Origin of the sequence: Streptococcus mitis, assembly GCF_002096855.1 — a bacterium.
Taxonomy (GTDB): domain Bacteria; phylum Bacillota; class Bacilli; order Lactobacillales; family Streptococcaceae; genus Streptococcus; species Streptococcus mitis_Y.
The window spans coordinates 21,972-35,299 of record NZ_NCVH01000026.1 but is presented as its reverse complement, the minus strand read 5'-3'; the positions used below and the strand labels follow the sequence as shown (position 1 = coordinate 35,299).

General features: G+C 36.8%; 9 protein-coding genes and 1 pseudogene. All 10 read right to left on the bottom strand.

All coding sequences use genetic code 11. The features are described 5' to 3' along the window. Position 1: 1 nt before the first annotated feature. Positions 2-2,365: a VirB4-like conjugal transfer ATPase, CD1110 family gene (locus B7698_RS01870; RefSeq protein WP_084864459.1), complete on the bottom strand. Its 2,364-nt coding sequence runs from the start codon at positions 2,363-2,365 to the stop codon at positions 2-4. Then, positions 2,307-2,681 (bottom strand): hypothetical protein, encoded by a 375-nt coding sequence (locus B7698_RS01865; RefSeq protein WP_084864458.1) that lies wholly within the window; start codon positions 2,679-2,681, stop codon positions 2,307-2,309. Before B7698_RS01865 ends, B7698_RS01870 begins: the two co-directional genes overlap by 59 nt. A 56-nt stretch (positions 2,682-2,737) precedes the next feature. Further along, positions 2,738-3,487 (bottom strand): hypothetical protein, encoded by a 750-nt coding sequence (locus B7698_RS01860; protein WP_050971566.1) that lies wholly within the window; start codon positions 3,485-3,487, stop codon positions 2,738-2,740. A 9-nt stretch (positions 3,488-3,496) separates the two neighbouring features. Beyond that, positions 3,497-3,724: a hypothetical protein gene (locus tag B7698_RS01855; RefSeq protein WP_075230708.1), complete on the bottom strand. Its 228-nt coding sequence runs from the start codon at positions 3,722-3,724 to the stop codon at positions 3,497-3,499. An 82-nt stretch (positions 3,725-3,806) separates the two neighbouring features. After that, complete coding sequence (locus tag B7698_RS01850; protein ID WP_084864457.1) at positions 3,807-4,226, bottom strand: hypothetical protein; 420 nt, start codon at positions 4,224-4,226, stop codon at positions 3,807-3,809. A gap of 87 nt (positions 4,227-4,313) precedes the next feature. Further along, positions 4,314-6,365 (bottom strand): G5 domain-containing protein, encoded by a 2,052-nt coding sequence (locus tag B7698_RS01845; protein ID WP_084864456.1) that lies wholly within the window; start codon positions 6,363-6,365, stop codon positions 4,314-4,316. 11 nt (positions 6,366-6,376) lie between these two features. After that, a complete protein-coding gene (locus B7698_RS01840) occupies positions 6,377-10,309 on the bottom strand; it encodes an SspB-related isopeptide-forming adhesin (RefSeq protein ID WP_084864455.1) in 3,933 nt (1,310 codons plus the stop codon). 147 nt (positions 10,310-10,456) lie between these two features. After that, complete coding sequence (locus tag B7698_RS10480) at positions 10,457-12,121, bottom strand: SEC10/PgrA surface exclusion domain-containing protein (protein WP_084864454.1); 1,665 nt, start codon at positions 12,119-12,121, stop codon at positions 10,457-10,459. Between the two features lie 190 nt (positions 12,122-12,311). Then, a complete protein-coding gene (locus tag B7698_RS01830; RefSeq protein WP_084864453.1) occupies positions 12,312-12,626 on the bottom strand; it encodes a hypothetical protein in 315 nt (104 codons plus the stop codon). A 431-nt stretch (positions 12,627-13,057) separates the two neighbouring features. After that, positions 13,058-13,323, bottom strand: a pseudogene (locus B7698_RS10475) (thiopurine S-methyltransferase). Positions 13,324-13,328: the final 5 nt, after the last annotated feature.

The following is a 13,328-nucleotide window of genomic DNA, read 5'->3' as shown; positions in this document are numbered from 1 at the left end:
CCTAAGCGTCTGTTGCGACTAAGTTATATAACTTAGTATTCTTAGGTATTGGATTTTCAAATGGCACTACAACCGGCCCTGCTACAATTAAGCCAGTACCTTTAGCTTTTGGTCGAGCCAAGTAGCGAATCTGTTTGTCAGTCAAGTTAACAATCTCTTTTAAGATAGCCAAATCCTGGGGTTTTTGTTTGAGCAAAATCATGAACTCACTGTTTGAGAGCAATTTACGACCTTCTTCAACAGCAGCTAACGTTTCAACGTTCTGGGTAATTCCTGTTGGAATCGCACCGTATTTCCGAATCCGTGAATATAACGTAGTAAAGAAGTCTGCTTGAGCCTTATTCTTAAACAGAATCTGCATCTCATCAAAGTACACCCATGTAGTACATTTTCCTTGATTCTCTACAATTTGATTCCAGATATAATCCTGAATAACCATCAAAGCGAACGGCTTCAACTTATGCGACAACTTCTTCAGATTAAAGATAACAAAGCGATGATTGAGATCCACGTTGGTATTGTGAGCGAAAATATCTTGAGAACCAGTTGTATAGGTTTCTACCGCCAAAGCCAAATCTTGAGCTTCTGGCTCTGGTTGTTCCTTCAATACCTGGTGCCACTCTTTTAACGTTGGAGTGAAATTCTCTGTCAAATAACGCTCATAAGTCACACCTGTTACCCGGTCAATAATCCCAATCTGTGCATCTGTCACCTCAGATAGAATAGATTCAAACAATCCCATCAACAAGTTTGCCTTATCTCCAATTGGATCGTCATCCTCATCGTCCAAACGGTCTAGATCCGGTAGATCTAAGAGATTGATATGTGTTTTAGATCCAATCGAAATATCCACCATCTGAGCACCGAAAGCACGGCCAATATCAGAATATTCATCTTCGGGATCCACAATGATTACTCGATCTTCTGGATATTTCAGTAAAGTCGGAATGACTTCTCCACCTTTAATCGTAGTAGATTTACCAGAACCAGAGGAACCAAGTACAACACCTGAACCCGTATTCAGATCACGTTTTCGGTCTAGTGTAATGATATTGTTTGATAATTGATTTTGACCATAGTAGCGAGCAAGTGAGCTGTCAGACTTCAAATCCACGTTAGTAAAAGGGACTTGCGTAGCAATATTAGCTGTAGTCATCTTTCTCATGAAATTCTTCTTCACATTTACGAAGCACTCCCCGATAGGTAAAATCGTATTTAGAGCCTCTTCCTGGTAATAATAGAGATCTTCAAATTCTACCCCTAGCTTCCGGCCAGCACGCTTAATCTTTTGTTCATTACGTTGTAGTTCCTCCTGACTATCTGCTTTAAAATACACTGCAATCAAACCAGAGAAGATTTTCTGATCATACTCAGTAATCTCATCTCGCCACTTCTTGGTAGCTTCTGAGATTTCTTGGTCACGACCAGCAACGACCGCATCATCAAAGATACCAGATTGAGCAGCTTTACGCTTAGAGCGTAGCTTACCAATTTCAGCATCTGTTTCTGCATCGTCAATCTTCTCTAAGATTTCAACATTCTCATATGGTTCTGCATGAATAGTAATAGCTAGTTCAAATCCTAGTGTTGTTAAATCTCGAATAAGACGATCAGACATCCAGTTAGGATAGCGGTGAGCATAGAGTACCTTGGCCCAGCTATCATCAATAATCATCCGTTTTTCTTGAAACTCAATTCGATTTGGTGCAATAAATGATTTCGTTGATAACCCAGATAGGGCAATTTCTCTATAATCAAAGTTGACATACGGATTTCCTCGTAATAGTTCAGAAAAGACCTTTAGACGATCCAAACCATTCATTTCCTTAAATGTAATATCAGACTCCTGAAATTGTGTTCCCAAAGAAACTCCAATATCTTGTAGTAACAACTGAGCCTGCTTTCGATCATCAGCGTTCGTTGAAATGGTCACATACTTATGTACCTCGAAGTTGTTAGCATGTGTTGTAAATCGTTCCTTGATCATCTCATTTAGCTCCTCACGATAGTCATCGTAGCCATCGTTTGTTTCTTCAAACAAGATATTCTGTAAGGAGTTATCCGATACTCGACGGTTAATCACTAAGAGTTGATAGTTACTACCTTCATCCAGTGAATTAAGAGCATCCATCGTTGTATCGATGATGCTCTCTTTTTCATCTTGTTGAGCTGTAGAGTAGGAAGCATCCCCCAGCATAAAGCTACGAGAGTACTTCTCACGAGCAATGTGCATCAATCCATCTTCATGGAGCAGTGTATAATTGATGGTGTTTTGTGTCGTAGGTTTCATCTGACGACGCAAGCGCTCAATTCTTTTCTTTTCTGCGTTTTCTAGTTTTTCTCTTTTGCTTTTGAATAAACTCATCTTTTGTATACATTCCTACCTTTCCAAGTTCTGTCTCATAGGTTCGTTGTTGAATTCGGAAAAAGAAATTGATTTTTTCTTTAATCCGCATTCGCTTAGTCATTCCCGTACCGTACATTCCTCCAGGAACAACAAATAGAGCATCCCAAAGATAAATGTACCAATCAGGTAAACCAAAGAAATAAATAGTAATTGTCCCCGAGACAGCTATTACTAAACACACATATAGAACAATCATTCTAGTAGTTAAACCAAATAGAATTGGCTTGTCCTCAGTTTCAAATTCTCTTAAAAATTCTGATCCAATTTTTTTCAATTATTTTCCTTTCATACCAAATAAGATCGATCAATTCCCATTATTCTAAACATGGGTTACACTCCTAATAGTTGCTTAGCTTTTCGACTAGACCCAACCATTACAAAGATATAGATAACCCCCTTGGCAATTGAAGCAAAGGCTGTTCCCCAGGAATCACTGGAACCAGTCGTGACCTTTAGGATATCTGCCGCAACAATCGAATCATATACAACAGAAACAATAATTAGGATGACACCAATAAGGGCAGAGGCTGCAAAGTATTTTAGGAAGTTAATCGTAACAGAGCGCAACGAATCCATCATAAAGAAGGCTACTAACAATGGAGCTAGGGCTTTAAGCATATACAAATCCAAGTAACGTAAGAAAACAATAATCCCTAGAATAATGTTAGCTACTCCACTTACAGCTTTCCCTACTAAAGTAATGATAGTTTTTTCAAATATTCCTTTCCCACCAGAAATATTAGAATCAATGGTTGCTTTAACAGTAGGTGTTACATGAGCAATTACCTTTACAATAATATTAAGTAATTCCAGAATGGCATCACAAATTTGAGATGAGGCAGAGATCATGATTAAGGCAAATAAATATTTCATTAAGGCTTCTAGCCAAATCTTCTGTGTTAACGCTCCCCCTCTCGACTTGACCATTTGTGACCACGATGCCATTTCAAACCAGAAAAAAAGACCTAAAAGGATATACCCAATAGGTCTAACGGCATCAGCCATCATATTTACAGCTTGATTTGTCGCAGAGCTATAACTAGAAAGAGAGCTTGTTAGCTCTCTAATATCTAAATTCATAGGCGACTCCTAAAATTTTAGTTGAGATAGTGCTGCAATGATTGCGGATGCAATTCCCGCAGAAGCTACGGCCAGATATGCACCATTAATCATAGAATCAGACCCATCATCTTGTCTTTGCTTATCTTTATTCTTTCTTCCTTGGATATAGTCAGTTGAACCATTCCAGATCCAGACAAGACCTGTGATTGTTCCAACTACGCCTAGACCAGTAATAATTTTTGTAATGATTTCCATTTTGTTTTACCTCTTTTAATTTCTTTTTTCTTTAATAAAAGGCACTGCAGAGATTTCTACAGTGCCAAACACAATACTATTTTTACAATTCATCAAATTCTTCACGATAAATTGTCCGAACGGTAGCTACTAGAATACTAAGACCAATAATAACCGGAACTTCAATATTCGGATGTGGGAAAAATAACCCTCCTTCTTTTGGTGCATCAACTACTTGACCTACAGTAATAAGTGAATTATGGGGCATTCCTAATATATGCGGTGTATACCATCCAAAAATACTATCAATTATGTTTTCGCTTGGAAAATTGAATAGATGGTGAATAATTGCCATTCCGCCAATCAATACGATTGTTATACATATTTTAGCTATAACCCACATAATAAACATACCAATAGTGGATTTCACAACATTAATACACCAAAGAACGATATAAAAGGGAGCTGTAAAAATCCTAATGATAGCCACCCATAACCAGGAAAAATCACTCCCTAATTTCATAACTCTACTCCTCCACGATTTACCGTTATTATAGCATAAATCGACAACCTTAACAATGTTTTTATATTGTTTTTACATTATATTTTACTACTTTTTCTTTAATTTCCTATAGGTTATTACTGAGATTCCTAATGCTATTCCAATGATTCCTGTCAAAGTCAAGAAATTGGATAAACTAGTTCCCGTATTAGGTAATACTTTTTCAGCTTGGGTTCCTACTTCGATAATTTCATTTACAGGATCTACTTTTTCAAGACTCGGTTTGTTTTCTTTTACATCTCCTGTTTCTGGGTCAAGATAATAAGTTGTCGTAATTGTTTCTCTACCTTTAACACCAGCTTGAATAATTTTTTCTTCACCTTTCTTTAAATCTTTATTTTCTCGTTTTTCAGTTTTAAATTCTGTTTCCCTAATTTCAACTTTGGGCTTAGTCCCTACTGAAATAACTTCGTCTACAGATTCAGTTTTTTCAACCTTTGGTTCATTTGCGGTCACTTCTCCTGTTTCAGAATTAAAACTATAGGTAATCGTGGTTGTTTCATGACCTTTGCTACCTTTTGTAACAACTGTCTTTTTACCTGCTTCTGAGTCCTTATCCTCAACATATTTTGTTTTATAATCCAACTCTTTAGTTGTGACAACAGGCTTTGTTCCCACAGAAATAACTTCGTCTACAGATTCAGTTTTTTCAACCTTTGGTTCATTTGCGGTCACTTCTCCTGTTTCAGCATTAAAGCTATGAGTAACAGTGCTTGTTTCATGACCTTTGCTACCTTTTGTAACAACTGTCTTTTTACCTGCTTCTGACTCTTTATCCTCAACATATGTTGTTTTGTAATCTAGTTCCTTAGTCGCAACAGCTGATTTGCTTCCTCTAAGAACAATGCGATCAACTTTAGGTTTTGTAATAGTAGTTGAAATAACCTTACCATCTTTTAGAGAAAGCAATTGCGAACCTTCACTACCAGCTTGCTTTTCTTTCTCTTGACCAGCAGCCAGTGATGAATCCTCTTCATATTTGGTTTCAAAAGCAATTTTTTCAGGTCTGAGAGTATTGATTTTTTCATCTACTTTTTTACCATCTACTGTTACAGAACTGCGAATACTACGTTCCACAGACGGTGTACCAGTAAAGGTGTAATTAACAGTATAAGAACCATTATCCAAATCACCTGACCAAGAAACAGTATTATTGGTAATAGTTAGAGGAGTTTTTTGACCATTAGGAGCAACTAGTTCTGCTGAAGTTAATGTCAAGTCTGCTTCAGGACTAATAGAGACTGTTCCTTTTTGTTTCACAGAAACTTTCTCTTCTTTGATCTCCTCAATAGCTGTTTTAGCAAACTGATCATTAATGGCTTTTTGTCTCTCTAACTCGGTCGTAGATGCATCAGATATAAAAATATTATTATGACCTACCGCCTTCATAGCTTCAACAGAGTAGCTACGCTCATTGGCATTATAAGTAACTGTATAAAATGTTTTAGCATGATTTTTAGCCCAGTTCGCATATTGAATATCGATTTTTTCGCCGTAATCCCATCCATCAGTAAACTGAATTGTTGAAACATAAGAGTTCTTTTTTCCGCTATAATTATCGTATATTTCTGAAAAACCTTTCTTGATACTGTCTTCCGTTACATCCCAGCCTTCTTTTTTGAATAAATCTTTAAACTCATTAATTATTCTAAACACATTAGCATCAGGTTGCTTATTTTCTAATAACTTAATAAGATTTTTCTTATTCATCGGTTTTCCCGATGCAATTTCAGACCTTTTAGCTTTATAAGAATCTGGTAAGTTAAAATCATAACTAAACAACCAAATTTGATCTTCATCAGACATTGTTGAAACCAATGACTTCAAATCTGAAAACATTTTAGTGATATTATCTGTATTCGAACCTGAAAAATCTAACACCACCAATAAATCCATGGGCTTTATTTTCTTCTCTGTTGTATGAATGATTTCTTCTCTAGACTTAGCCGTAAAAGTTAGGGTATTACCATTTACGTTACTATTCTCCTGTGCATAAACCCTTGTTGTTTCTATAAACGGTGTAACAACTTCAACTAAATTCGCAAATCCTAGAACTGTTAGCCCTAAGATTACGCTACAACCCTGTTTCCATTTTCTCATAAATTTTTAACCTATTCTTCCTTCTTTTTTCTCATAGATAAGGCTAAAGCGATTGTTCCCATAGCCATTCCAAGAAGAGCTAAATTGTTGGAACTACTCATACCAGTATTAGGCAATTCCGCTTTTGAAACTTCTTCTTTTGGTTTCTCGGATTTCGGTTCTTCTTTCTTTGGTTGTTCTGGTTTGACTTCTTCTGGAGTATGAGTCACAACCGTATTAGATACAACTTCCACACCATTAACCGTATGACGATATGTATTTTCTACTGTTCCTGCTTGAATACGTGTCATTTGTAGATATACTTCTGCTTGAAATGCTGAAGTTTCTAAAATCGACTTCAAGAAAGTATCATCAAAGCTAATATCTACTTTTCCTTTGTCTTTGTCTACTACCTGACTAGTATACTTAGTTAATTCATCACCAGCTTTGAATTTTTGGCCATCACTTGTTTCAAAATCTACAGTCGCAAACACTTGATATACACCTTGATACTCATCATGTGTCTCATCATAATCATCGCTAAACTTATACTCAAACAATTGCTCTGAGCGATCCTTTGGTATCAGGGAACCAACTAATTTATAATTAAATGTTTGATTCAACTTAAGCTCTTTTCCATCTAAACTTTCTTTACTTAAATGGTCAATTACTACATCTTTCTTCGGTTCAATCTTCGGAACATTATTGACTACAGTTTCAGTAACATAAGCCATACCAAAATCAATCTGATAGGCTGTATTCTCATACTTACCACCTGTTTGACCCAATTCCTTCTTGACAGTCATTGGATTGGTAATGGTCAGAACTTCTCCAGTTTGCACGTAGGTCTTGTAGAACTCCTCTGGATTCTCTGCCTCGAATACTTGAACCGCTCCTTTAGGAGTGAAATTGCTGGACTTCAAGGCTTCTTGGACACCTGATGGTGCCTTATCTAGACTCTCATAAAGAGCCATTTTCAAACCTTTAACTACTTGACCTTTAGAATCCGTCACTTGTACACCGTCTTGATTGATGGTAACAGCTTCTTCTGGGTAATCATCAACGATATAGAACCCTTTACTGATACGATCTTTATCTGCTTCAATGCCCTTGTATTGGCTATAATCTGCAGTTACTTTGTAGTAATTGACCGTTCCAGCCAAGACCTGTTTCCCATCGATGTTTACACCTGCCTTGTTCAGATTCTTTTTGCTTGGTTTAACAGTAGGAACATTATTTACAACTGTATCAGTTTGATATCCGTTACCGAAATCAACTTGATAAGCCGTATTCTCAAATGATTTTCCTGAATTTCGCAATTCTTCCTTGGTTACCATTGGATTAATAATTGTAACCGATTTTCCTGCCTTAATATATTGGTTAAAATAAGCTTCTGGATCATCAACTAAAAATACTTGGAAAGCACCCTTGGGCTTAATTTCAGAACTAGCAAGAAATGCTTTGACCTTATCATTATCAACGGAATCTATAGAATCATACTGATACACTGAGATACCAGAAACTTCTTTTCCTTCGCTATCAATATAACGAATATCCGATTGATTAATCGTAACAGCCTCTTCTGGGTAATCATCAATTGCTCCAAATCCTTTTAGAATAGTAGATGGATCTGCTTTTATTCCCTTATACTGATCATAATCCAAGGTTATATGATAGTAATTCGTTGAACCAGCTAGAACTGTTTTACCATCAATGATAACACCATCCTTATTATGATTGTGTTTGAGAGGTTTGATCAAGTTGTTATTCGGATTGTCTGGATCATTCGGTTTACCAGGTGTTGAAACCTGAACAATATTTGAATAACTTTCGTACTTATTATTGATCTTTAATTGGAAGTTATTCTTATAAGTTGCACCATCATTCGTAACCTTACCTACTAAAATTGGAGCTGGTACTTGTACTTCCTTACTTAAATCTTGATTAAGCTTAGATTTCAAACTTTCTAAGCCTTTCATCCGAACAACATGGCTCGATTCGTCATAAGTTAATTCAAAATCTGAGCTAGCCTTCTTTGAAGCTTCTACATCTAGTACAAAACCTGAAGGCAATGCATCTACAATCTCAAAGTCTGTAATAGCTTCACGATTAGCTGGAAGAGGCTTAGTTGTTAATTCCCACTGTACAGTTGAAAGTTTAGGTACATAGCTTTTATCAATAGATTCCCCAGAAGAATTTTTTACAAACTTTTCTAGACCAGGCATTGCCTGTAAACGTGCATATCTAACCCTTACTGTCGGAGGAGATACTAAAGAGGGAAGCTCTTTTTCCTTTGGCTCCTCAGGTTTAGGTGGGAGCATCTCTTCAGGTTTTGCAGTTGGAGAACTTGGTAGAGGAGTTTCCTTCTCATAGGTTGGCTCAAATGGTTTTGTTAAGAAAGGTATCTTTTTCAACTCTGCACCATCTCCCAGAATTGTGAAGACAACGTTTTGAGCATTTCCACTCGCATTCTCTGCATCCCATTCAGCGGGAGTTCTTCCCTCTGTCGAACCAGGAGATGATGTGTGAAGGTAGGTTAAACTAGAACCATACCCTACTGAAGCAAAGGATCCCTTAGGAATATCCGAGGTATCATTAACACCATTTTCTACTCCCTTCATAACGCGACCATCAAAATCCAAACCTGAACCACTTGGATTAATAACCATTCCACGACCAGACGAGCCATAACTCAAATTTGAACCTTGACCCCAATCTACATCGGTAATAACTGTTCCAATTAAGAGGGAAACAGGTGTTGTCGTTCCTTCAATATAAAAATCAAAAACCATTTCCAAACGAGTATGATTATTATAGACAAAGTAGAAACTTCCACCATCTCCACCCTTAAGATAAATATCTGGATCTGTCACAGGAACACCATTGCGAACTTCGCCTTGGTAGTCACCTAAATCAGAAACTCTGACTTTGGCCGTTACCTTTCTACCATCCGTAAGAGTTCCAATATTGTGAATATAAAATGTATCTCCGACTTTTGGAGCTTTAATGACATCGTAGGTTCCTGTACCATCTTTGCCAACTCGAGTTCCTGTATCTGCTGTTACATAGGTATCTGCATGATAACCTAAAAAACCACGCATACTCTCTACTGGTAGATTATCATCTGGTACTACTGTAAAATCATTATAATAGTCTAAACTTCCCCTACCAGCTGAATTGTATCCTCCATAAACTTTGAAACCTGTTTCAGATCCAAATAAAGGCTTGCTTGTTTGAATTGCATCTCGCTCAGCTTTAATAGTTGCTAGTTTCTTTGTATAGTCTGTCAAAGAGCTCTCATAAGCTACTCTCTTAGCTTCATTTCGTTTTCGGATTTCTGCATTCTCTTGATTAATACGATCTGTTTCTGCCTGATTCTCTCGTTGATTTTTTTCATTCTCTGCACGAATAGCAGCATTCTTCTGATTAATTCGATTCACTTCATCCTGATAAGAAGCTAAATCCTTTTGATATTGTTCCTTCTTCGCAGTATTTTCATCTTGGATTTTCTTTCGGTTCGTTTGATTTTGCCTTTGATCTTCACGATATTTTTCAGTAGCTTTCTCAATACTATCTGCTTGTGTGCGATAATCACTTTCGACTTCCTTTTGCTTTTTTTCCAACTCAGAGGCTGTACTTGCAGTCCCTTTATCTACTACAGAATCAAATTCCACCTTCAATCCAGCTTCCTGTGCCTTTCGAATAGTTTCATCTAAACTGGAATGAGAAATAGAAACTTCTAACGTTCCTGTTTTTTCTTCACTCTTTCCTTGATTTTCAGTAGAAACACTGCTTGGACTCGTCTGAGCATAAGGCGCATTTGTAGCTGGATTTTCAGTTCGTTCATCTGCCATAACTGGGCTTATCATACTTAAAGCTGCTAAACCTAGTATCACTCCACAAGTTCCATAAATTTTTGATTTCCGAATAGATCCATATGTTTTTGTTTCTCTTACTTTGTGCATTTTATCTCCTTATCTAAAATATTAATCTGTATAAAATCTCAAATGTTGGCGCCCGAGGCCTCTTATAATATAAAATCATCTCTTTCCTTTCCAATAGAAAAAAGCCAGCTTTCACTGACTTTTCTATACAATATTGTAATGAATTTTTTAAGAAATCCACTTACCAGAATAATCTAAACGATAACCACCAATCGTCTCATTTTGTGCCATCTTACCATCTGCTTTCAAATAATACCAAGCACTTCCGTCCTTGAACCATTGATCTCTCAGATAACTTCCATCTGATTTGAGATAGTACCACGCTTTATAACTAGAATCATATAGCCACTCACTTTGTGCCATTTTCCCGTCTGACTTAAGGTAGTAGCTTCCTTGCCAGCTATTTTGTGCATAGCTTCCATCTGATTTGAGATAGTACCAAGCTTTATAGCTGGAATCGTATAACCACTCACTTTGTGCCATTTTCCCATCTGACTTAAGGTAGTAGCTTCCTTGCCAACTATTTTGTGCATAGCTTCCATCTGATTTGAGATAGTACCAAGCTTTATAGTTTGTATCATAAACCCATTCATTACGTGCCATCACACCATTTGATTTGAGATAATAGTTTCCCTTCCAACCACTGACAAGAGCTTTCCCCGCATGATCAAAATAATACCAATAACTTCCATCTTGTTTCCATTGGTCACGCCAATCAGATGTGTTTTCAATCGGTTTAATAGGTTCTGCTTTCTTAGAATTATTTTCTTCTACAGTACTTTTACCCGTCTGGTTCTCCAGCTTACTTTTTAAATCTTGATAAATTTTCTCTTTATTTTTGTAATCAATTTCTAATTTTTTTACAGCCTGATAACGATTTGAGGATCTTGGATCCGTTACTGAAGCTGTACTAAAATTAGATTTTGTTGCTCGATTAATATTTTCCTGAGAAATAGTGATGAAATGAGTAGAACTTACTGAGGAAAGACTAGAAAACGATAATCCAAAATAATCTTTACTTGATGGATTCCCCCAGTTCAATCCTGCAATTGCTTGAGCATGCCCCCATTCAGTATCGTTTAACATAAACTCAACCATACCAGTATAAATAGCTTCCTTTAGCTGAGATTTGGTGGCTTCTTTTAATGCTACAGGTCTAAAGAACAAATTCTCATACAGTTGACCTCCTCTTTTTTCAGATTCAACATCTGAGGTAGGTAAGCCATAGGCTTTTGCAACTCGGTTGATACCTTCGGCATTGTGACCTGATACACCTAATGTGCTTAATTTAGATAATCCCCAATCATCTTTTACATACTCCTTTGCCACCTTATCCGCAAATTCAATTGCCGAATTAGAAACACTGACTCTAGGTGTCCCAACCTGAGAACGAACTTGGTTAATTAAATCTTGGGCAAAAAATGACAACTCCTGACGAACAGTTAGCGGTAGATTGTTAACATCCAGACGTTCTCCCTCATCAGCAACATCTTTGTGGAAACTATTTTGATTCTTTAATCTCAAACTTTCTGACTGCAAAATAGATTTCGCACTGTCACGTTCAGTCTGGCTAATATTAAAATCAGAAAAAGCCGTCTTCAAAGCCTTTATATACTTATCACTCAGTGTAATCGTATTGCTAGGTGAAGATGATAAAGCATTTTCATAGATACTTTTAGCTTGTTCATATTCTCTTTTAGCTTTAATCAATTCACTTTTTAAATTCTCTACTTGACTGCTTGTTGTACTATTCGCATACACAGGTTGACTATTTCCTAACCCAAGCAACGTTACGCTGGCCGTTGTTGCCAAGATAGTTGTTCTCAATTTCATAATCTTATCTCCTTTTTGTTTAAAAACGTTCTTAAAATATTTATTTTATACTTTTATTTTACCATTTTTAGAGGTTTTTCTCAATTTTTTCTTGATTTTCATTCATCTATCCGCTTAATCAAAGATAGGACGTTTAAAACATTTCAAATCTCCTCTCCTTGATTAAACAGATAGATGAGGCTCTATCTGTTTAATGCTTCGTTGGACGATGATATCCTTTACCAGTCAGCAGTAAACGATTGGTATTTCCTTGTTTAATGCGTCTAGCCACTAGAACATCACCTCGTTTGATGGTGCGAATCTCTTTATAAATTTTTGAATATTCTACAATCATCCAGACCATTTCTAGTTTACCTGCTAGATATCCGTTTTTAGATACCAAACCATATCTGCTGGTTAATTTGATTTCATCGCCATTATCAAGTCTTGCGGTTGCATTCCCTTGATTTCCTAAGCGTCTAAGGTCAGCTAAAGTGACCTCTGTAACTAATTTTGATTGATTCATCTTGTCTCCTCCTTACTGAATCAAGGCTGATTTACAGCCATGCCGAGGTATGACGTACATACCTGCTGTATTTTTTACACACGGTTTTAAGTCTAGAAACCGCAAACTCCTTCAGCTTAGGCTTTGCCTGCTTTTACGTGGTGGAACAGCACTAGATATCCTTTTCTAGTCTACACACCGCCCTTGTTCTTCTTTTTATGCTTAGTTCCGCTAATCAGGACAGTGGGGGTATTCAATTTTCAAAGGTCAAAAGTAGTTTTATGACTTGCTCAGGTCAAGGAATTTAGAAATATGGAGCTATCTTAATTCCAGTCTTCACCTACTAAAGAATCGTAATCTTCTCCACAGCACGGACAGAATCCGCACTCCTCATCAGAATCGAACTCTGTATCACACATTGGACAATCTACTAGTATTGTAATCTCCTATCCTTATTTCGTCCTATAGGTTATCTTCTTCACCCATCTAGGGTTGATAAAAAACGGCGGAGTCGCTGATGTAAAATTCATACTTGCTCCTGTTTCAAATGAACTTGATACCAGTTTTTGTAGTTCCTCCAAGTTGGAAGTGATGGAAATACTTTCTGCCGTTTTATCAAAATACTCTACAATCATTTTAATCTCTTGAACTTGTTGAGAAAGTGTAGCTTCATAGCTTGCCCTCTGTTAATTCTCTCTTGATGATTAAACAATCCCATAAAAT

Excerpts from the sequence above, each read along its gene's own strand:
- B7698_RS01870 (WP_084864459.1), bottom strand. The coding sequence starts at position 2,365 with ATGAGTTTATTCAAAAGCAAAAGAGAAAAACTAGAAAACGCAGAAAAG.
- B7698_RS01860 (WP_050971566.1), bottom strand. The coding sequence starts at position 3,487 with ATGAATTTAGATATTAGAGAGCTAACAAGCTCTCTTTCTAGTTATAGC.
- B7698_RS01855 (WP_075230708.1), bottom strand. The coding sequence starts at position 3,724 with ATGGAAATCATTACAAAAATTATTACTGGTCTAGGCGTAGTTGGAACA.
- B7698_RS01850 (WP_084864457.1), bottom strand. The coding sequence starts at position 4,226 with ATGAAATTAGGGAGTGATTTTTCCTGGTTATGGGTGGCTATCATTAGG.
- B7698_RS01845 (WP_084864456.1), bottom strand. The coding sequence starts at position 6,365 with ATGAGAAAATGGAAACAGGGTTGTAGCGTAATCTTAGGGCTAACAGTT.
- B7698_RS01840 (WP_084864455.1), bottom strand. The coding sequence starts at position 10,309 with ATGCACAAAGTAAGAGAAACAAAAACATATGGATCTATTCGGAAATCA.
- B7698_RS10480 (WP_084864454.1), bottom strand. The coding sequence starts at position 12,121 with ATGAAATTGAGAACAACTATCTTGGCAACAACGGCCAGCGTAACGTTG.
- B7698_RS01830 (WP_084864453.1), bottom strand. The coding sequence starts at position 12,626 with ATGAATCAATCAAAATTAGTTACAGAGGTCACTTTAGCTGACCTTAGA.